The 22,139-nt window shown below is 28.9% G+C and carries 20 protein-coding genes and 1 other annotated feature; of the genes, 4 read left to right on the top strand and 16 right to left on the bottom strand.

Annotated elements, in window-relative coordinates; translation table 11 throughout:
• Positions 1 to 54: 54 nt before the first annotated feature.
• The 4 genes from B3630_RS14440 to B3630_RS14425 all read right to left on the bottom strand — a co-directional run bounded on the left by B3630_RS14440 (position 55) and on the right by B3630_RS14425 (position 3,228).
• Positions 55 to 531 carry a hypothetical protein gene (locus tag B3630_RS14440; RefSeq protein ID WP_346899352.1) on the bottom strand — a complete coding sequence of 159 codons (477 nt, stop codon included), beginning with the start codon at positions 529 to 531 and terminating at the stop codon, positions 55 to 57.
• A 278-nt stretch (positions 532 to 809) separates the two neighbouring features.
• Complete coding sequence (locus B3630_RS14435) at positions 810 to 1,409, bottom strand: hypothetical protein (RefSeq protein WP_346899350.1); 600 nt, start codon at positions 1,407 to 1,409, stop codon at positions 810 to 812.
• A gap of 125 nt (positions 1,410 to 1,534) precedes the next feature.
• Positions 1,535 to 2,161: a response regulator transcription factor gene (locus tag B3630_RS14430; RefSeq protein ID WP_346899348.1), complete on the bottom strand. Its 627-nt coding sequence runs from the start codon at positions 2,159 to 2,161 to the stop codon at positions 1,535 to 1,537.
• Positions 2,158 to 3,228 carry a sensor histidine kinase gene (locus B3630_RS14425; protein ID WP_346899346.1) on the bottom strand — a complete coding sequence of 357 codons (1,071 nt, stop codon included), beginning with the start codon at positions 3,226 to 3,228 and terminating at the stop codon, positions 2,158 to 2,160. Before B3630_RS14425 ends, B3630_RS14430 begins: the two co-directional genes overlap by 4 nt.
• A 331-nt stretch (positions 3,229 to 3,559) precedes the next feature.
• On the opposite strand from B3630_RS14425, the gene B3630_RS14420 reads away from it, so the two are divergent.
• Genes B3630_RS14420 through B3630_RS14410 form a run of 3 tightly spaced genes read left to right on the top strand, consistent with a single transcriptional unit; the run spans position 3,560 to position 6,769 of the window.
• Positions 3,560 to 4,492, top strand: a complete 933-nt coding sequence (locus B3630_RS14420; RefSeq protein WP_346899344.1) for an ABC transporter ATP-binding protein — start codon at positions 3,560 to 3,562, stop codon at positions 4,490 to 4,492.
• 14 nt (positions 4,493 to 4,506) lie between these two features.
• Positions 4,507 to 5,622: an ABC transporter permease gene (locus B3630_RS14415; RefSeq protein WP_346899342.1), complete on the top strand. Its 1,116-nt coding sequence runs from the start codon at positions 4,507 to 4,509 to the stop codon at positions 5,620 to 5,622.
• Entirely contained in the window at positions 5,609 to 6,769 is a 1,161-nt protein-coding gene (locus B3630_RS14410; RefSeq protein WP_346899340.1) for an ABC transporter permease, read from the top strand. The genes B3630_RS14415 and B3630_RS14410 overlap by 14 nt, the downstream gene beginning before the upstream one ends.
• 148 nt (positions 6,770 to 6,917) lie before the next feature.
• Here B3630_RS14410 and B3630_RS14405 read toward each other — a convergent pair whose 3' ends face one another.
• Positions 6,918 to 7,469, bottom strand: a complete 552-nt coding sequence (locus tag B3630_RS14405) for a PucR family transcriptional regulator (protein WP_346899338.1) — start codon at positions 7,467 to 7,469, stop codon at positions 6,918 to 6,920.
• An 8-nt stretch (positions 7,470 to 7,477) separates the two neighbouring features.
• The gene (locus B3630_RS14400) at positions 7,478 to 8,149 is read right to left on the bottom strand and encodes a hypothetical protein (RefSeq protein WP_346899336.1); all 672 of its coding nucleotides are present in this window, start codon (positions 8,147 to 8,149) and stop codon (positions 7,478 to 7,480) included.
• A gap of 123 nt (positions 8,150 to 8,272) precedes the next feature.
• On the opposite strand from B3630_RS14400, the gene B3630_RS14395 reads away from it, so the two are divergent.
• Positions 8,273 to 10,216 (top strand): NAD(P)/FAD-dependent oxidoreductase, encoded by a 1,944-nt coding sequence (locus tag B3630_RS14395; RefSeq protein WP_346899334.1) that lies wholly within the window; start codon positions 8,273 to 8,275, stop codon positions 10,214 to 10,216.
• Between the two features lie 111 nt (positions 10,217 to 10,327).
• Here the strand turns inward: B3630_RS14395 and B3630_RS14390 are convergent, their stop codons facing one another.
• The 10 genes from B3630_RS14390 to B3630_RS14345 all read right to left on the bottom strand — a co-directional run bounded on the left by B3630_RS14390 (position 10,328) and on the right by B3630_RS14345 (position 22,076).
• Positions 10,328 to 11,140 carry an ABC transporter permease subunit gene (locus B3630_RS14390; RefSeq protein ID WP_346899332.1) on the bottom strand — a complete coding sequence of 271 codons (813 nt, stop codon included), beginning with the start codon at positions 11,138 to 11,140 and terminating at the stop codon, positions 10,328 to 10,330.
• A 1-nt stretch (position 11,141) separates the two neighbouring features.
• Complete coding sequence (locus B3630_RS14385) at positions 11,142 to 12,029, bottom strand: ABC transporter ATP-binding protein (protein ID WP_346899330.1); 888 nt, start codon at positions 12,027 to 12,029, stop codon at positions 11,142 to 11,144.
• A gap of 11 nt (positions 12,030 to 12,040) precedes the next feature.
• Complete coding sequence (locus B3630_RS14380; RefSeq protein WP_346899328.1) at positions 12,041 to 12,487, bottom strand: hypothetical protein; 447 nt, start codon at positions 12,485 to 12,487, stop codon at positions 12,041 to 12,043.
• A gap of 12 nt (positions 12,488 to 12,499) precedes the next feature.
• A complete protein-coding gene (locus B3630_RS14375; protein WP_346899326.1) occupies positions 12,500 to 12,937 on the bottom strand; it encodes a LytTR family DNA-binding domain-containing protein in 438 nt (145 codons plus the stop codon).
• Between the two features lie 221 nt (positions 12,938 to 13,158).
• Complete coding sequence (locus B3630_RS14370; protein WP_346899324.1) at positions 13,159 to 14,448, bottom strand: dicarboxylate/amino acid:cation symporter; 1,290 nt, start codon at positions 14,446 to 14,448, stop codon at positions 13,159 to 13,161.
• A gap of 171 nt (positions 14,449 to 14,619) precedes the next feature.
• Positions 14,620 to 14,855, bottom strand: a binding site (T-box leader).
• 144 nt (positions 14,856 to 14,999) lie between these two features.
• Entirely contained in the window at positions 15,000 to 16,208 is a 1,209-nt protein-coding gene (locus B3630_RS14365; RefSeq protein WP_346899322.1) for an AfsR/SARP family transcriptional regulator, read from the bottom strand.
• 17 nt (positions 16,209 to 16,225) lie between these two features.
• Positions 16,226 to 17,779 (bottom strand): amidohydrolase, encoded by a 1,554-nt coding sequence (locus B3630_RS14360; protein ID WP_346899320.1) that lies wholly within the window; start codon positions 17,777 to 17,779, stop codon positions 16,226 to 16,228.
• A gap of 143 nt (positions 17,780 to 17,922) precedes the next feature.
• Complete coding sequence (locus B3630_RS14355; protein WP_346899318.1) at positions 17,923 to 19,131, bottom strand: ArgE/DapE family deacylase; 1,209 nt, start codon at positions 19,129 to 19,131, stop codon at positions 17,923 to 17,925.
• A 16-nt stretch (positions 19,132 to 19,147) separates the two neighbouring features.
• Positions 19,148 to 20,584, bottom strand: coding sequence for a Na+/H+ antiporter NhaC (nhaC, locus tag B3630_RS14350; RefSeq protein WP_346899316.1), 1,437 nt, complete (start codon positions 20,582 to 20,584; stop codon positions 19,148 to 19,150).
• A 331-nt stretch (positions 20,585 to 20,915) separates the two neighbouring features.
• On the bottom strand, positions 20,916 to 22,076 hold the full coding sequence (locus B3630_RS14345) for a GerMN domain-containing protein (protein WP_346899314.1): 1,161 nt from the start codon (positions 22,074 to 22,076) through the stop codon (positions 20,916 to 20,918).
• Between the last annotated feature and the right edge of the window lie 63 nt (positions 22,077 to 22,139).

Genomic DNA, 22,139 nt, shown 5'->3' with positions numbered 1-22,139 from the left:
ACAATCTTAGCTCCTATTATTTTAATAAAGTTAACTAATAATATTTCAAAACTATTAATCGCAAGAATTTACATAATTCCCAGTAACATCAAAGTCTATATATTGTCCAGAACATAAAGGTTCTTTAATAGCTAATTTAAAATAAACTATATCTTCTCCACAATTGTCGCATCCAGTAAATTTGGCAATTTTGCAATCTTCTGCGATAGGTACTCTAACCCATTTACGAGGCCAAACCCAAACCCACTTATATAATACTACAGCAACTAAATATTCTTTGCCTCTACAAAGATTCTTAACTTTAATAGAAAATTTAACTATTCTGCATTTAGTTTCAGCATCTATTATTTTTACTTGTCCAAAATCTTGTGGGCATTCGCAAGGATTTAACATTTGATCTGTCTCATATTTAGGAGGTGTGCCTTGTGGTCCTGGATCTTTACTCTGTTCTGGAATTACATTTGTCTCTAGTTCTATGGAATCAGAATTTTCATTTGTCACATATCTTAATTCATTTTCAATTGTATCCATATATTACACCTCATACACTAATATATTTTGTTTTAATTACAGTACTTCCTTTGTTTATATATTTAATATCGTCTGTACTTTTTGAATAATTTTTTATCCTTAATTTTATTCTGTTAATATATCATATGTATATAGAATTTCAATGTTACTCTATTTTTGTATAATAGCATTTTAATATCATTAAACTAAAAAAACTATCTCAAAATAATCTAAACCTTAATGTAAAGTTTAGTAATTCATTTTGAGATAGTTCATTTTTATTACCAATCTAATTTATATTATTTATTAGTACCATTAGTAGTAGAATATACACCTCTATTTAAAGCATCATGTATAGCTGATGTTACCTTACCTACTTCAACCTTTTTATCCATATCCTTAACTATGGAGGAAGGGTTATATAAATCATTAAGGCTTTGTCTTATATCTTTATCCTTTAAATAGTTTATCAAAGCTTCATAATGATTTTTAACATTCTTGAAATTACTATCTTCCAAATAATTCTCATCATTATTAGATAATGCTATAAATTTAATATCCTTAATTTGATTGTTAGCTAGAGTAAATTCAACTGTTAATTCATCCTCATCTATATATGAACCACGATATATACCATTAGAATAATTATTGTTGGTTAAATCAATACCAAACAGTGTATTGTCATTCCTATTATTGTCATTAATTCCTAAAACTCCACTATCATTAGCTCCATTCCCATCTAAGGTTGTATTTTCACTATTTGCTGTTCCATTTTCAGTTTGGTTCTGAGCAACCTCACTACCCGTCTTTCCTGTATTACCTGCAGTGTCATTATTAGCACATCCTACAAGTCCTGTTGCTAATGCTATTGTTGCAATTAAAAGAGCTATTCTTTTCATAATAAACCTCCTGTGCATATTTTTATGATTATAGTATAAGCATATACACAGTTATTATTCTTATATTGACTTTCTTATTATTTCTTTTTTATCTCAAACATATAAAAGTTAAATACAAAAATGCTTCACTTTATATTGTTAAAATAAAATATTGCAAGTTGTGTTCTATCTCTAAGATTTAATTTTTCTAAAATACTACTTATATAGTTTCTTATTGTACCTTCACCCAAAAATAATTTTGCTGATATTTCTTTATTAGAAAGCCCTTTAGAAACTAAAGTGATTATTTCAATGTCTCTATCAATTAAATCATACTTTGATATATCTTTTTTATTTTCAGTACTATTTAACATGGTAGGAATTTTAGATATAATTTCTTGTCCAAATACACTTTGTCCAAGCTCTACTGCCTTTAAAGCGGGTACTATACTTTCAAAATGTTGTTTTAGAATATATCCCTTAGCACCAACTTTTAATGCAGTTATAATATATTCATCATCTTCAAAAGTAGTTAAAAATAATATTCTCCCATCATTATGAGATTTTAGAATTTTTTGTGCAGCATCTAGCCCTGACATTCCTCCCATACGAATATCCATAAGTAATATATCTGGAGTATACTCATTATACAACTCCATAGCTTCTTCACCGCTATATCCAAGTGATATAACTTTTATATCACTTGATGTCTCTATGATTGTCTTTAATGATGCTGCTATAAGCTTATCATCATCTATAATAATTATTCTCATAGTACCCCCTCCTTCATAATAGAAATAAATATCTTAAACCCTTTTGAACTATCAAAATTTACAATTCCATTTAAACTATTTACCCTCTTTTCAATGCTTTGTAATCCCATTCCACCATTCATACTTGCATTCTTTTTACTTCCATCATCTAAAATAATAACTTGATACAATTTGGGATGTTCATATAAACTTACAGTTACTGTAGTGGCATTTGAATGCTTTATTATATTAGATAGTGCCTCTTTTACAATAGCAATAATAGCATATTTAACCTTAACATCTGGATTAGAAGAAAACTCATAATTTAACGTAGCCTTACAAAACTTAAATTCATTTATAAGCTTTGAAAGTTGTACATATAAGTCAATAGAATCTTCATGTAAATTATGAATACTACTTCTAATAGAATCCATACCTTTGTCCAAGGTAGATTTAATGTCATCTAGAAACCTTTTTGTTTGTTCCTCTTTAGTAATTGCCATAATAGCACCAATTTGCAATATAGAGCTAGTTAAAAGATGTCCTATATTATCATGAATTTCTCTTGAAATACGATTTCTTTCCTTTAATGTTGCAAAATTAACTTCAAAATCTTGTTTATATTGTAGTTCCTTTACCTTCTCTTCCAATACTATAGATATCTCAGTTAAATCATCTCTTTGTTTTATAAACTTATCATACAATTTTTCATATTTCACAGTATTAAATTTCAAGATTGCTGACATACTAAGAAGTCCAAGAATCATTATCCTAATAATATGTGAATATTTATGTATATTCATAAGGTACGGAATTAAAATTAAGATGCATATATTTTTATACTTTGAAAAAATAGTATCATAAAATATTATAGGAATACCCATGAGAAATTCAGGATATACAATACAAAGTATGCTATATATTATTAATACTATTACATTTAATTTATTCTTGCTAAAATATTCCAGAAAACAAGTTATTGAAACTGTTACCAAAATTGGTAAGATTGATTTTTCTATACTATAATTTTCTATAAGTAATAATGCCAAACCTATAAGTAAAATAATTTTATTTAATATATTATTCATCTATACTCCCTCACTTTATATATTTCTATAATAACATATACAAATTTCTTACAAAAGTTTTATATAAGGCATCTGAAAATAAATAATAAGTCAAAGATGGGAAGTATATTTTGAGTTAGACAAGGAAACAGGTTCCGCAGATAGTAGCACTATCTAAGGGTTCTGTTGATGCAGTATAATACAAAATAGGCAAGCATTCTGACTTATTTATTTTTTGAAGATGCGTAAAGTGACAAATGTAATATAACATTCATGACAAATAGCACTTACCTGCAAAGAGATTCTCTAATAAACTATTAGTATAAACTAAATAAAGTAAGGAGTATTAACTATGATTGTAAAAATAGAAAACCTAGTAAAAAGATATGGTGAACTAATTGCTTTAGATCACTTAAATTTGGATATTAAAAAAGGTGAAATATTTGGTCTTTTAGGTCCAAATGGTTCTGGTAAAACTACTACCATAAACTGTATGCTATCTCTACTTAAATATGATAAAGGAACTATTGAAATCCTAGGAGAGGAAATGACTCCAACAAATTATAAAGTAAAAAAAGACATTGGAATCGTCATGCAAAATGTGGCCGTCTTTGATGAATTAACAGTATATGAAAACATTGATTATTTCTGTGGATTATATGTAACAAATAAGAATGAACGAAAAGTACTTGTGGAGAGAGCTATTGATTTTGTTGGACTTTCAGACTACAAAAAATTTATTCCTAAAAAGTTAAGTGGAGGACTTCTTAGAAGATTGAACATTGCGTGTGGTATAGCTCATAATCCAAAACTAATCATTTTAGACGAGCCAACGGTAGCTGTTGACCCTCAGAGTAGAAATCATATTTTAGAGGGAATAAAAAAATTAAATGCTGAAGGAGCCACAATCATATATACCTCACACTACATGGAAGAAATTGAACAGCTTTGTACTTCAATCGCTATTATGGACAAGGGTAAAGTCATTGCTAAGGGCACAAAGGAAGAACTAAAGTCAATTATTGATTTAGGTGAGAAAATAACTATTGAGGCCTTTGATTTAAATGAAGATCATATAAAAAATATAAATGCTCTCCCTAATGTTATATCAGTAGGCTATAAAAATAATTTACTAAATATTAGAACAAAAAGTGGACATAGTTCTCTTGGGGACATTGTTAGTTATATTGGAGATAATAAAATAAGTTATGGGAAAATTTACTCGGAGCAACCTACCTTAAATGACGTATTCTTGGAAATTACCGGTAAAGAACTTAGAGATTAAAGGAGGACTATACAATGTTTTGGCATATTTTTAAGTATCAACTTAAATGTCGTTTTAGAGATAAATTAAGTGTATTTTGGACCTTATTATTTCCAATTGCATTAGCTACAATTTTTAATTTAGCCTTTTCAAATATACTCACCGGTGAAGAGTTTGAGAATGTTAATATTGCTCTTGTAAGTAATAGCAATATACCTGAAAGCTTTTCTACAGCTATGAAGGAAAGTGATTTATTTAATATAGAAAGTACTGATGAGAATAGTGCGAAAGAATTGCTTTCTAAAGGTAAAATTTCAGGGTATATAACCTTTGTAAATAATATTGAAATAACTGTTGCAAAGTCTGGTATTAACGAGTCCATAATAAAAGCTTTTGTAGATAGTTATAGTCAAAAGTATTCTACCATATCAAATTTAGTGACCATAAACTCAAGTATTATGAATGAAGATTTTATGAGTAATATTGCTCTTTATAATAACTACACTAAAGATAAAGAATTGAATAGTTCTACAAACGTTGTTGTAATTTATTTTTATACCCTTTTAGCTATGACTTGCATTCTAGGTTCAACCCCTGGTTGTACTGATGTTATAAACATCCAAGGAAATCAATCTCAAAGAGCAGCAAGAATTAATATAGCTCCTGTGAATAAAATAAAAACCTTTTTAGCTGCAATAAGTGCTACTTTATTATTTTATTTTTCAACAGTGCTAATAGTTATACTATATATTTCTCAAATTTTAAAAATAGACTTTGGTAACTCCATAGGTTATGTAATTTTACTTTGCTTTGTAGGCTGTTTTAATGGAATAACTTTGGGTGCCATGGTAAGTTCTTTAATTAATAAAAAAGCTAGCGTAAAGGAAGGAATTTTACTGGCATTTACAATGGTCTGCTCTTTTTTATCTGGAATGATGGCAGTTCAGATTAAATACTTTATTCAAGATAAATTTCCTATCTTATCCTATATAAACCCAGTTAACTTAATTACTGACGGATTTTATTCATTATACTATTATAGTACCTTTGATAGATATTTTCTTAATCTAGGTCTTCTATCCTTGTACGGAGTTATATTCTCAATAGTTACTTATCTAGTTTTAAGGAGGCAAAAATATGCAAGTATTTAAACAGTATTTTAGAATAGTAAAGAAAAGTGCCCTTTCCTCTTTATTGCTTTATATGACTATATTTATATTTATGACAATTATTTTTAGTAATGTTGGGAATTCTACAGATTCAACCTCTTTTGAAACTGAAAAATGTAAAGTCGCAGTTTTGAATAATGATAATTCTCCTCTTTCAAATAATTTAGAAGCATACATTAAAAATAATTCTAAATTAGTAAAAATTAAAACTACAGATGAAGGAATAAGAGATGCATTATTTTTTAGAGAAGCAGAAATTGTGATCACCATCCCAAAAGGATTTGAAGATAGCTTTCTTCAAGATAATTCACTTATTTTAGAAACTAAAAGTATTCCTAACTCTTCCAGTAGTATTTTTATAAAGTCAATGATAAATAATTATCTTAACACAACCAAAGTTTACATTGATAATACTAATAACTTAGACTTTGAAAAAATAAGTGATCTAGTAAATAAAGATTTATCTATAGATACAGAAGTTACTTTAGCAAAGGATATTAAAGAAGATACTAAAAGTAGCGTTACCTATTACTTTAATTATTTAGCTTATCCTATGCTGTGTATGTTAATACTTGGAATATCTATAGTATCAAATATTTTCAATTCTCCAGATTTAAAAAGGAGAAATTTATGCTCACCTATTAATTCCTATAACTTCAACATGCAGATATTTTTAGGAGATATGATTTTAGCATTATCTACTTGGACTATATTCATAGCACTAGCAATACTAATGTATCCTAAAGACATGTTTTCTTTTAGAGGAGTGTTGCATGGTATAAATTCTCTAATATTTACAATAACTTGTTTATGCCTTAGCTTCTTAATTAGCAATATATCCACTAAAAATTCCATAGGTCCAATTTCTAACCTTGTGTCTTTAGGTTGTTGCTTCTTAGGAGGAGCCTTTGTTCCTCAACAACTTCTCAGCGAAACAGTAAAAAATACTGCTATATTTAATCCTGTATACTGGTTTATAAATATAAACGATAAACTTAACTCCCTATCAACATTTAATATAGATACTCTCACTCCACTTCTATTTGAAATGTTAATAATGCTAGCTTTTTCAGTAGCTTTCTTAGGAGTAGGTTTAGTTATCATGAAACAAAGAAGAACTAAATATTAAATGAAAATAAATACCTAGCCCTTTAACTTGAACAGCCCCCTGCCAAGTAGACAGGGGGCTGTTCAACTATAGGGCTATGTATTTATTTATATAAATTTAAACATAATATTTATATTATTTTCAAAATAGTAACTAAAACCTACTTTACTTAAAATGTACCATTACTTTTATTAACAAATTCATTAACTTTATATGCTAAATATATATTGAAAATTTCCTCCACATTATTAAAATTAACATGAGTTAATTCAAATATTTTTTGTAATCTAATTCTCATAGTATTTCTATGAATAAATAGTTCTTCCGCTGAATGTTGTATACTCTTATTATTTTTTAAATATACCAATAAAGTTTTATATAAATCTGTGTTTTTTTCATAATCATAGGCTTTTAGTTTCTCTAGAGTTGTATTTTTAAAATCTTCAAAAGACATCCTAGGATTTGAATCAATAAGTTCATATATAAGTATACTATCGTATCTTATGATTAGAGCCTCTGGGTAAACTAGTTTACCTATATTCAAAGCCTTTACCCCTTGTTCATAATACTTTTTACAATCTAAAATGTCATGAAACACTTTGCTAATTCCTAATCTTATGCAACTATCCTTTAAAAATTTATTGATTTTATTTTTATATTCATTACTCATATTTTCAATATTCTTATCCCATATGAATATAATATTGTTATTATAATACACCGAATTATCTACATAAAAAAGGACTGAAACCTATCATGAAGGTAGCTAAAGGATTTTCCCTTTGAATCATAATTTGATATATCAAAAACTAAAATATAAATTTCCTTAGAGAATTGAAATTCAGAAGCCTGTAGTCTTTTCTTTAACTCTCTTTTAGTTAAGTTATTATCAAGAATATCATAAATTAATTCATCATATAAAGTATTATTTGTATTTCTATACATATCACTTTTCTTCATTTCTTCCCCAATAACTCTACTTGTTATTGACAATAGTTTTTCATCATAATATGAAAATTCATTTTCGCACTGAAGTAATATTATATTCCCGATATGCTTATTATTAACTTTAATCTTACATATTAGTTTTTTGTTAGAACTCTCTGGACATTCTACCTCATAAACCTCATCTTTCTCTAGCCCTTGTTGGACACTTGAAAGATTTCTTACTGATGTTATAAATTCATAGGAACAAAACCCTTGTTTTATATTACCTCTCCAAATTTCATCATTAACTTTCTCTTCATCCGAGTGAGCTAATATTTTATAACTTGAATTTATTACTATAACTGGATTCTTTAACATTTCCGAAGCAACTCTAACTATATGATTAAGACCTTTATTAGATAAATAGGAATTAAATAAAACAGATGTATAATGTTCAATCTCTGATATACTCATATCATCACACCCCTTAATTAAATTGTAGTGCATTGTGCACAATAATGTCAATTATATTTGACCACCATATACATTATATATTTTTTAACAATCTAATATACTTAACTAAGAGGTGATTAATTAATGAAATATGAAGCTATTTTTTCTAAAGGACAAATAGGTAAATTAGAAATTAAAAACAGAATCGTTATGCCTGCTATGGGAACTTCTTTGGCTAGCTTTACTGGTGAAGCATCTGATGAAATCATTAGATACTATGAGGAGAGAGCTAAAGGTGGTTGTGGACTTATAATTACTGAAATTACTAGAGTTGATGATGAAAGTGGTATTGGTACTCCAAACCAACTTTGTGCAATGGACTTAAAGCATATTCCTAGACTGGAAAGGCTTGCTAATTCAGTTCATAGGTATGATACTAAAATATTCTTACAACTTCATCATCCTGGTAGAGAAAGCCATGGGAACATAATTGGTGGAAAACAAATAACTGCTCCAAGCCCAGTAATGTCATCTGCCATAGGAGAAATGCCTAGAGAACTTTCTACAGAAGAGGTTGAAGGTTTAGTTAAAAAATTCATTTTTGGAGCTTATATTGCCAAATCTGCTGGTATAGATGGTGTTGAGCTTCATGGCGCTCACGGATATTTAATTGGACAATTTATGAGTCCACTTACAAATCTTAGAACTGATAAATATGGTGGAAACTTTGAAGGACGTATGAAATTTATTACTGAAATAATTCTAGGTATAAAGAAAACTTGTGGCAAAGATTTTCCTATCTCTGTGAGAATTGACGGTGATGAATTTGTACCTGGCGGATTTACTCTAGAGGATGCTGCTATGGCAGCTAAATACTTAGAAAATTTAGGCATAAATGCTATAAATGTAAGTTCAGGTACCTATGAAAGTGTAAACACAATTATAGAGCCTATATCTTATCCTCAAGGATGGAAGAAACACCTTTCTGCAGCCATTAAAGAAGTGGTTAATATTCCTGTCATAGCCTGTGATGTTATAAGAAAACCTGATTTTGCAGAAAGCCTTTTAAAATCAAATAATTTAGACTTTGTAGCTATTGGTAGAGGTCAATTAGCTGATGCTGAATGGGGGGAAAAAGCCTTTGAAGGAAGAGAATCTGAAATTAGACCTTGTATTTCTTGCTTATATTGCATTCAAGAACTTATGGACTGCAAAACTATAAAATGTGCTGTTAATCCTAGAATGGGTAGAGAGCTAGAATTTAATAATCTAAAGACTGATGGTAATAATCGTGTTGTAGCAATTCTAGGTGGTGGACCTGCTGGAATGGAGGCTGCAAGAACACTATCTCTAAGAGGTTTTAAACCTACAATTTTTGAAAAATCAAAAGTGCTAGGTGGAAGTGTTGTACCTGGAAGCACTCCTCCTCTTAAAGAAAAATTAGATTGGTATCTAGATTATCTTAGAAATGAAATGAAGAGATTAAATGTTGAAGTTAAGCTTAATAAAGCTCCATCAATTGAAGAACTTCAATCTTTAAATCCATATCATATATTTGTAGCTATTGGTGCTAATCCAATAATTCCAAACCTTCCTGGAGCAAACATAGGAAATGTATGTAATGTTATGGATATCTTAAATAAAAACATAACTTTATCTAATAAACATGTAGTGGTGGTAGGTTCTGGTATGACTGGGCTTGAAACCGCTGAATACCTGGCTCATGTTGGTAATAAAGTCACTGTAATTGAGATGGCAGATAAAATTGGACCTGATGCATATCCTCCAAATCTAATAGATGTTACTACTAGACTTAAAAAATATGATGTAGTTATGTATCCTAATATGAAGCTTACTGAAATTAAAGATAAAGAAATTCTAGTAGAAAATATGAAAACTAAAACTCTGGAAACCATCACAATGGATAATGTTGTACTATCCCTTGGTGTTAAGGCAGATAAAGATTTTATATCCATCCTAAAAACTACCTTTAATAATAAAATTACTGTTATTGGCGATGCTGAAAAGCCTGGTAGAATAGGTCAAGCTACAAAGGCAGGATTTGAAAAAGCTTATTTCCTAGAATAAATTTATTTGTAGATAGTGGTTACAGTAAATTTTAAATATACTCCTTAATAAAATTATAAATAAAGTGTGAAGCNNCAGCAGTTCCACACTTTATTTTATTGAGTTATTATATTAGGCTAAATCTTTTTTATTATAAATAGCATAAGTAGTCACAATAGATATAATTATTATACCAAAGCCTAAAAGTACATACTTCATTTCAAATCCATCCTTTAGTAACTTAGCTGGAACTACATAGTCAAATGGTGATAAATATAAAAATCCTTCAAGTCCATCTTTCATCTTTCCTATAATCCCAAATATATAAGTTGTAAAGAATACTCCTAGTGCAATGGATGTCCCTTGCTTGCTAGATTTTATTATAACTGATAATAAAAATCCTATGGCCATAAATATATATCCTAGAAAAGCCATTCCTATAAATAAAGTTTTTATATCCATCAATAGTGTCATAGTCTCAACATCTTCTGGCTTTACAGCCATAGAAACTCCCATAGTTACAACTCCAACTATAACAATAAATAGATAAAATACAATTGCTGAGGAAATTAGTTTTGAAGTTACTATTTTATTTCTTGTAATTGGCTTAGAATATAAAAACTCAATGGTACCTTCACTTTCTTCTTTTATTAAAGCAGATATTCCAAGAATTATTCCATATATTCCAGCTGCCATAGATATATATTGAATTGCGTATGCTAAATATTCTGAAATATTTCCGAAATCTACAGCATCCTCGAGATTAAAAGCCTCTAATAGTGCAGGAGGTAAAGCATCCAGTTTTGTAGCAACAATTTCTTGCATTCCACTGTCCTTCATGCTAGGGAATAAGGCCATAAACATTATTACCAATCCTACACATACCAAAGACCAAATAATAGCAGATTTCAATAGTCTTTTAAATTCAAATTTGAATATATTCATTCTAATTCTCCCCTTCCCTCTTATAGTAATCCATAAACGTATCCTCTAAAGTATGCTCACCTATTAGTAGCTTCTCCACATTAAACTTAGCAATTTTTTTAATTAATCCATCTATATTTCCTATAAAGCTAAAAGTTATTTCTCCTTCATTATTTCCAATAACCTCACCCTTAAGTTCTTCAACCGTATTGTTATCTATACCCTCAGCTTTTAAGGTTACTTTTACTCCTGTTTTTCTAGCAATCTTATCTACTTCAATTACATCAATAATCTTTCCATCTTTTATTACTGCAACCCTATCACATAAATTTTCAACTTCAACTAAATTATGAGAAGACAAAAATATGGTAGTTCCTTTAGCTCTTTGTTTTTCTAGTATATTAAAAAGTTTTTTTTGTATTAGTGGATCTAATCCATTAGTAGGTTCATCAAGAATTAAAAGCTTAGGATTATGAATAAGCGCTTGTACTATAGCTACCTTTTTCTTGTTTCCAAGACTCAATTCACTCATTTTTTTATCTAACTCTACCTCTAGTTCTTTACATAGTTCATCGGTATCTTCCTTATTGGTATTTTCGTAAAAACTCTCAGCATATTTTATAATATCTTTAACCTTTGATTCATCATAAAACTTTACTTCACTAGGGACATACCCAATATACTTTTTAATTTCACTACTCTCTTTAACTATATCTTTTCCAAGGATTGCTCCACCTCCAGAAGTAGGAAAAATTAAATTTAAAAGTGTTCTTATAGTAGTTGATTTCCCTGCTCCATTAGGTCCTACAAATCCAAAGATTTCGCCCTCTTTAACTTGCAAATTTACTTCCACTATTCCACGACTTTTTCCATAACTCTTTGTTAAATTGTTAGCTTCAATTATATTCATTACTACCCCTCCTATTTATCATCAAATTTTGAACTTCTATATAATCTTAGTTTTTCATTAAATCTTTCTCCTGAAACCTTGTTGTATAATGCAATTGATCCAGTAAATGAAATAAAGCATATAGTAAATATACTTAAAGCAACATTAAAATTATTACCACTACTTAAATCGAACCAATTAAAGCTCTTGGCTAATATATAACCTATAATAACAAGCACTATATAGTGAATACCAATCTTAATCCAAGTCTTTACCTTCATAAATATATTAGATACATAAATAACATATTGAAGAAGAGTTAAAATTATAGATATAAATATCATCTGCCATATTAAACTAAGATGAATACTTTCTTCTCCTAAAAAAGGAGCAATGAGAGTATAAATAACAACCTGTGCTGTAAAGAACATACATGTTATTATCTTTACTTCTAATGTGTTCTTAAAAAATTCCTTCATACTATCTTCCTCCTATAAATCTAATTTATTTTTTAAGATAGGTACATACTGCCTTGAAACAACTAGTTTCTCATCATTATCTAGAAGTATCTCTATTCTTCCACCAAACATAGGTACTATATTTTTTATCTTTCGAAGATTTATAATTGTAGATTTAGAGGCTCTAAAAAAATCTGTATTTTTAAGCCTATCTTCTAATTCATAAAGTCTTAAATGTGTCTCAAAAACATCCATATCCATATAAATAAAGGTTTTCTTATCTACTGATTCAAAGTAAAATATCTCATTTGTATCTAGAATAAATATCTTTCCATCCTTATTTCCTGTTATTTTATCTTCTAAGGCCTTAAGTTTAGATATAACTCTTGTCACATTTTCATCTATTGTTTTACAATTAATCACTATTTCTATATCTTCAATATCTTCAACTTCATTTATTATAATCTTCATTTAACGCCTTCCTTTCTATACAAATTCTTTTAACAACTATAAAATTTCTATTAACTTTAATCTCTAATTTAAGTATATTCTTTAAACTTTATCTGGACAATCATATTCTTCTAAGTTGCATAAATCCTATGCTAAGTTGCATATAAAAAAACTTCACCCTAAAGCTAATTATGTTTAGGATGAAGTTCTTTTGAATTTATTATTATAATATACTAGTATTACTATTTATTCTTTCTTGTAGCTTTTCTCTTTTCTGTTTCATCTACTACTAAAGCTGCCACTGCAGAGCCTGTAACATTAGTTGCTGTTCTCATCATATCAATTATAGAATCAACGGCAATTATCATTGCCATACCTTCTATTGGTAATCCCAGTGTTGCTAACACCACTGTTGTAGACATAGTTGCTGCTCCTGGAACCCCTGCAATACCTATTGAGGATATTATAGTAGTTAATACTATTAAAATATATGAGTAAATTGTCATATCTATCTTAAATACATTGGCAACAAATATAGCTACTATAGCTGGATATAATCCTCCACAACCGTTCATTCCTATGGTTGATCCAAGAGGTGCTACAAAACTAGCAATATTTTCAGAAACTCCGGCTCCTTCAACTAAAGATTTTATAGTTACTGGCATTGTTCCATAGCTACTTTGACTTGTAAAAGCCATTGTTTGAGCCGGGAAAATTCCCTTGAAGAATTTTAAAGGGTTTTTCTTCGCTATAAAGGCAATTAGTGGAGTGTAAACCACTATAAACTGAAGTATAGCTGCTATATAAACTGCTGCAATAACCCATATTAAAGATTTAATAGTTTCTAATCCATTACTTGCTACAGTCTTTGCAATTAAAGCAAAAACTCCATAAGGTATAAATTTTAATACTATTTGAGTTATTCTTGTTACTATAGTATGAGCAGATAATACAAAATCTTTAAATGGTTTTGCTTTAGTTGGATTTATATTATCTTCTGTAACTAAGGCTATAGCTACAAATAGTGAAAATATAACTATAGGAATTATTCTATTATCTACTATAGCTGCTATTGGATTTGATGGTAGCATGTCCACTAGTACTTGAGTAAATGTAGGTATCTCCCTAGCTACAAAGTCTTCTGCTCCCGGAAAAGTTAATCCTTGTCCTAAGTTCAATACCTTAGCTACTACAATTCCTATAGCTGCTGCTATTCCTGTAGTTCCTAATAAAATTCCTAGAGTTTTAATTCCTATAGATTTCAATGTATCTATATTCTTAAGTCTAACTATACTTGTAATTAGTGAAACCATAACTAAAGGTACAACTATCATTTTAATTAAAGACATATACCCTTTTCCAACTATATCTAAAAACATAATGTTTTCTTTAAATATTGCTCCTAAAATAACTCCTAAAGCCAGTGCTGTTAATGTAGTATAAGTAAATTTATTAGTCTTTTCTTCAACTGCATATATGGTAAACACTGCTAGTAATGATAGTATTACTGCTAATATTAAATTTATATTCATTTTAAAATCTCCTTTTATTTTTTATTTTTTTTATTCGATAATTTTGAATTTACTTATAAGCATTTATAGAGCATCTCTATTTTATTTGTTCTTTGCTGGCCAGCAAAATTCCATAAGTTAATAATTACATGCATTAACTTATAAAACAAAAAACCTTCTGCCCCTGTAATATACAGAGGCAGAAGGTATACTTCCGCGGTTCCACTCTTATTAGATATAAAAATATCCATCTCATTTTAGGTACTTACATACCCTAACTCTGTAATGGGAGTTCCCATAAAAACCTACTTATTTCGGCTTTTCTGCTCCAAGGGGCACTTCACTAATACTTATTATAGGTTATCTCAGCAAACTAACCCTCTCTGTAATAACTTATACTAATTACTTTCCCTTTTCGTTGCATTTGTAAATTCATATTTAACTGTTATCATAGTATCCTATTTTAATTTAATAGTCAATACCTTTTATTTTTGAAATTTTTCCCTATATATTTTTATATGCATTATAATACTTATTTTATACTTTTTATTAAATACTTATTTTGATTCTATCTATAATATAGTTTTGTTACCGCCTACTAAGATTTTTATTTTACATTCTGGGTTTTTTAAACTAAATAATTTAAGTATATTGTGGGATATATCATCAATATTACTGATATTTTTAATGTGAATTTCTATAGGATAAACTTTCTCAATATATAAAAGTAAGCTTTCAAAAGAAAAATAGATTCTATTCTCTTCGTTATAATGATTTAAGTTATCTTCAATTCTTAGTTCTTTATTTATTAATAAAACTTTTGGCTGAATTCTAAGCAAATCCTTTAGAATAAACTCCTCTAAATCCATTAGCTGCTCAATTGAATACCTCTGCATAATCTTTTCCACTATACATGCTATGCCAAAATATTTAATCTCATTTATAGGATAACACTGTACAATTATACTAGTCATTTTAACATTATTCTCATTAACTTTATCTACCCTATAAAAATTTGTTTTTGAATTTTCACTATTACAAATAATACTTTTGTAATAGTTTATAACTTCTTCACTAGGACGTATGTTTAACTCTTCTCTTAAAATATACTCACATTTCTTATATTCCTTTAAAGCAGCTTGTGTATCATTAGTTTGTATATATAAATTCATTAACTCCAAATAAATATCTTCTCTATAAGGATTAATTTTTAATACTTCATTTAAGACTACAATAGATTCACCATACATACTGTTTTCTGAGTATAACTTAGCTAATTTAAATAACAATTTGCTATAACACTCCTGATATTTTTCTCTCTCAAAGAAAATCCAGTCATTAAAATCAGGGCAGTTCTTCAAATAAAACCCTTGAAGAAATTCACCATTATAAATATCCTTACATTTTTCTAAAGATAATATAGGATTTTCTTCATCAGTAAAATTTTCCATTATCGAATTAATATGTAGAACATCTATATAGTAATCAAATTCTGGATTTATCATACAACTATCTTTTGAACTAATAAATAAATCACAATCACCGCGATTAAATATTTTACGTAATACCCAAAGACTATATCTTAGATTATATCTAGCATTTTCAATAGTTGTATTATTCCAGAAAAATGTACAAAGCCTATCTCTAGTAAATTTTTTGCCTTTATTAGTGCACAAAAAGCAAAGCAATCCTATAGCCTTATTACTAAGCTTATCAGTTACACCTACACCATCTACTTTGATATCTACTTCACCTAAAACACATATATGAACTCTACTCAATATTTATCACCTACTAACTAATAAGTATCCGGTCTAAGTCGGCATTCATATAGTATATTACCTTCTTTAATAGTTGCCACAACACCTATATCGTTAATTTCCTTGGAATCTATACTAAGGGGATTTTTATCTAGTATAACTAAATCAGCATACTTTCCTACTTCTATAGATCCCTTTTTATCCTCTTCAAACACAGCATAGGCACTATTAATAGTAAAAATCTTTATAGCCTCTAACACAGTTATTCTCTCATTTTCATTAGGATGATTTACTGCAGAATAAATACCTAGTAATGGATCAATAGGAGTTACATCACTATCAGAGCCTCCACAAACTATAAGATTATTACAAATCATGGTTCTATATGGATTTGTCTTTCTAGTTCGTTCTTTTCCCAATCGCTTCTCATACATCTTCCCTTTTCCTCCCCAAAAATATTCATAGGTAGGCTGAACAGATGCAATCAATCCTAATTTTTTTGCACGGTTAATATGATCATTAGATGGAAGTTCAAAATGCTCTATTCGATGACGGAGATTTTTATTTGGATATATACTATTTGCAAATTCATGGGCAGAGATTATTTGCTCAATAGCTAATTCACCTATAGCGTGCGTACCTAACTGAATATTATTTTCATAGCATTTCAACACAAATACATTTAACTCTTCTTGGGTATAATACAATATTCCTAATTTAGTAACATCATCCTCATATGGTTCACATAACGCTGCTGTTCTTGACCCAAAAGATCCATCTAAAAAAATACTTCCACCAATTCTATTTAATTTTTTCTCCATCACCTTATCTACATTAATAGTTTGATAAAATAATACAACATCTATTGGATAATCATCCTTTGTATTATAAATAAACTCTGCATCTTTATCATGGAAAGTATATCCTCCTTCCATAGCATTAATTGTAGTTACACCTTTAGCAATAGCACTTTTTAAAGTATTATTTACTGCAGAAAAACGTGATTTATTATCAATACTTTCTAATATTTGCTTTCTAACTAATGCATTAGCAGTATGAGTAAGGACACCAGTTGGAACATTAGCTTCATTCTTTACTACACCTTTAAGATTTAAAGGTATAGTAAATTTGTGTAATGCTAATGAATTTAAAATACTAGTATGATACTCTTTTCTATTTATCCAAACTGGATGATCTGGGGAAACTTTATCTATTTCATATCTTGTTGGAAGTCTCTTCTCTTTAAGTTTAGTTTCATCTAGACCTGTTGCTCTAACTAATGTATCCTTTGGTGCAGTATAACAATACCTTTTAATAAGCTTAAAAATTTCATCAAAACATGTAGCATTGCTTAAATCAACACTTATAGAGTTCAATCCCGTTTGAACAAGATGAACATGGCTATCATAAAATCCTGGAAGCACAGTCTTTCCTTTTAAATCTATTAGCTCTGTATTAGTATCTGCTATATGTAAGTAATCTTCTTCAAATCCTATTTGTGTTATTATTCTATTTTTAATTGCAATCCACTGAAAGCATTGCACCTCTGAAAAAGTTATTATATTTCCATTATATAAAATTAAGTCAGCCATATTAACAACCTCGAATTCTCATTATATACTACATTATAACATTTATAATTTTATTAATACATATTTAAAAGAGGCCGTTAAAATGTTTTGATAAAACTTTTAACGTTACCTCTCCTTAAAAACTTTTAATAATCTACAGAATTCTAATTACATAGAAGGTTACATAAATAATTGTAAATAGACAAAGCTGTTTCTGTTACAGTATCTATTATCACATACTCATTGCTTGTATGATAGTTACCTCCATCGGGACCAAATATTATTGTTGGAACCTTTAATCTTGAACCTACATAATTAAAATCTCCTATACTTTTAAAATAATCAATAATGCACTTCTTCTTAGAAGCTTCCTCCACGCTTTCTATGAATTTCTCAACATATGGGTTATTTTCATCAATAGTATATGGAAGAAACCCCTTAGTTTCTTCATTTGGATATTCTCTTAATGAATATTCAACCTTAGAACTAATACCCGCTCTTTCTACAGCATTAAATAATTCTTTCTTAACATAATCTTCATCCTCACCATTAACTACATGTCTAAATACTGTAAAAGATGCTTCATCTGGTACACTACAAGCTTCATTTTTGCTATTGCATCCTAAAATACATATTGAACCCTTGCCCAACTTTTCATCTTCAATAAGCGATGACTTTTCAAGCTCGATCATTAATTTGGCAGAATCGACTAATGCATTTATTCCTCTTTCAGGATTTGCTGCATGCGATGATTTTCCCTTTAAAGTTACAATATAATTGAATCCACCTCTTGCTCCTAAACAAACACAGGGAAAAGGTTTCTTACAAAATCCACTACTAGGTTCTGTTACTATTGCCACATCAACATCGTCTGCAATACCATCCCTTATAACCGCATCTGTACCTAATCCATATGGTCCTTCTTCGTCAGAAACAATTGAATAAATAATTTCTCCACTAAAATCATTATGAAGTGACTTGAATGCTTCAAGTGCAAGCATTATAGATACCACTCCTGATTTCATATCTAAAGCTCCCAATCCATAAAGCTTGTCGTCTTTGACTACAGCTTTAAAAGGGTCCGTATCCCAACCATTACATTGATTTACAGTATCTATATGTCCATTGAAGTAAACTTTAGGTCCATGTTCTTTTCCTTTAATAGTACCTATAACATTTAGTCCTTGAAATTGAGTAATTTTCATCTCATTATAGTGATGAAATTGTGGACTTAGGTTATGCTCTTCTAGCCATGTGTAAATAGTAGCCATAATTTCCTTTTCATGAAAGTAAGGACTCGGAATATCAACAAATGTTTTTAAAAGACACGTAACACTTTCTTTATTTATATAATCTATTGCTGTTCTTTTCATAAGTATATACCTCTAACTATACAGATTTATTTTGATAAGTGCTTGAAGATTTTATATCACCTTCTTTAAATACAAATTTATTAGTATATGCATATATAATTGTAATCAAAGGACAAAGTAATGCTAAAAATACATAAGGTATATATTCAAGGGTAGAGACTCCTAAAACTCCTGAAAAATATACTCCGCATAATCCCCATGGAACCAATGGTGAAGTAACCGTTGCAGAATCTTCACAAGTTCTTGAACAAACTTGAGGAAGAATTTTAAGTTTTTTATAAGCAGGTACAAGCATTCTACCCGGTATTATTAGTGCTATATATTGACTTGCAGAGAATAAATTAACTGCAATAGATGAAATAACATGTGTAGTAATTAATCCTCCCTGTTTACTAACTAGCCCTGACATCTTTTCTAATAAAACTCCTAAAACTTTAGTTTTTTCTAGTAGTCCACCAAAACTTATTCCAATAAAGCCTAGAGATATTGTCCACATCATGCTTTGAAGTCCTCCTCGACTTAAAAGTGCATCGATCTCTGCAATTCCCGTACTAGAAACGAATCCATCGTTCATAAATCCAAGCATTTCTCCAATTCCAAACCCCTGAAATGCCACAGCAAATATTAATCCCACAATAGACGCTATAACCATTACTGCAAGTCCAGAAACCTTTTTTACTGCTAAAATAACAACTATAATTGGTGGAATTAACATTATTGGATTTAATGTAAAGTTATCTTTCAATCCGTTAAGTATAATATTAATTTGTGAAGCATCTATAGCATCCGCTTTAAATTGAAATCCTATAAATGCATAAAGCACTAATGATATTATAAAAGCCGGTCCTGTAGTATAACACATAGATTTAATATGATCAAAAAGGTTAGCTTCTGCCACACCAGCAGCTAGATTGGTAGAATCTGATAAAGGAGACATTTTATCACCAAAAATAGCTCCTGAAATTACTGCCCCTGCTGTTAATGGTGCTGGAATTCCTAATCCCATTCCTATTCCCATGAATGCAACTCCAAAGGTAGCTCCTGTAGTGTAACTGCTTCCTGTTGAAACTGAAGCTATAGAACAAACTAATGCTGATGTAACTAAAAAGAATGATGGCGATATTATTTTTAATCCATAATATATAAGAGTTGGTATAGTTCCAGCTGCAATCCAAGTAGCAATAAGAACTCCTACAAGCATAAGAATAAGCATTGGTACTAATGCAATATTACATCCATACACAATTCCATCTTCTATATCCTTCCACGAAAATCCAGACATTAATGCTACTACTGCAGCAACAGCCGTTACTATTATAAGTGTAATATGAGTAGCATAGTTTTGTTTAAAAACAAAAATTTGTAAAGCCATTGCAATACATAGGAAAAGTATTATAAATATTGCTGCTCCAAAGCTAGGTCTTTTTTCCTGAGAACTGTTATTCGTTTTCATTATCTTTATATCCCCCTTGACTTATATAATAATTATCTTAATATCATCTTAACTTTTCTATGTTTATTTTACTGTTTGATATAATGTTTTATAATTTAATAAATTTTCTGAATTCATTAAATTAATTTTCTTTTTATAATAAATTATTGTATTTATAAATCTATTGTTGGTTTTTCTGTTGTTATTATATTTTACATAAAATAAACAATTCCACCTAAAAGATACCATTCAGTAATCTTTTGATGAAATTGTTTATCTAATATAACACTTTTTAAATATCTTTTATATCATTTTAATATTCAACACATTTTTATATAATTTTTTCCTAAACTTATTCACATGTTACTTTAAAATACTCACCCTTAACTTTTACTATATGACCTGAACTATAAGGCTTATTATCTATAGTGATATAAACTTTATTAACTCCGTAGTATTTTCCTATAGTATTTACAATGCTCTCTAAGATAGCACTTTCAAATCCTGAGCCTGCATTCATTTCTTTTACAAAATTACTGCTAAAATCTATATATACCATGCCATCATCATTTAAATATAAACTATTTATAGTTACATTTTTCCCTAACAATTGGCCCTTGTTATTTCCTGGAAAGTTCTTAAATAAATTTTGAATAGCAATTTTAGTTATATCATTAGTGGAAAAAGTAAGTTTTTTATCTTCATAATGAATTTTATAATTTTCATCTGGATAATAACATCTTATACTTTGATTTAATCTCATATTCTCTTCTATACTTTTTAAAGTTGAAGTAACTTTCATGGTTTTAATATCATAAATAGATTTGATTAACCCCTTGTTAACAGCGTAATACTGTAAATCAATTTGTCCATTTGTATTTTCTGTGGTAACTTCAAGAGCACTACAATCTCCACTGCCTATTGAAATCTTTACATCTACTTTTGAAATATATCTTTTACTTCCATCTGATAATTTCCATGTAGTACCTACCACTAGTGGCTCCTTTAGCAATACTTCACTTACGTTATATGGTTTATTGGTGAAATTTTCTCTATAATAACACTCATTTCTTTCAAATATTTTTGCAATTTCTCCATTATTATTTTGTAAAACTGTGACCGTTTCTGTTCCTCCATTATTACTTCTTAGTTGAACTTTATTACCATTTATATAATCAACATAGGTAACATATTCTGCATACTCTGAATTTGTACCAGTATAACTGTATTTTACATTTCCCTTAAATTTAAAATAGTCATCTATACTATAACATGACTTATGGTTATTATTAATTTCTTCTGGTTTAGTAGTGCTATTCTCCCTAGTAGTTTCATTAGAACCTGTATTTTTTTCTTCTTTTAAGTTATTATCAGCGTTGTTTGTTACAACATTATTATTGTTTATATTAGTATCTACATGAATATTCTTATCTTCTTCACTATTTTTATTACCACAACCAGCAAGAAAAACTGCTACTGCAAAAATTATTACAGGAATCACTTTTCTTCTCACAACAATCACTCCCTAAAATATTCTCTATATAATATACGTAAATACATCCAAATAATCCCATGA

It is taken from the genome of Clostridium sp. UBA7503, from assembly GCF_002477055.1.
Classification (GTDB): domain Bacteria; phylum Bacillota; class Clostridia; order Clostridiales; family Clostridiaceae; genus Clostridium_J; species Clostridium_J sulfidigenes.
Note: the sequence above shows the minus strand (reverse complement) of the source record. Positions and strands in the feature narration are given on the sequence as shown.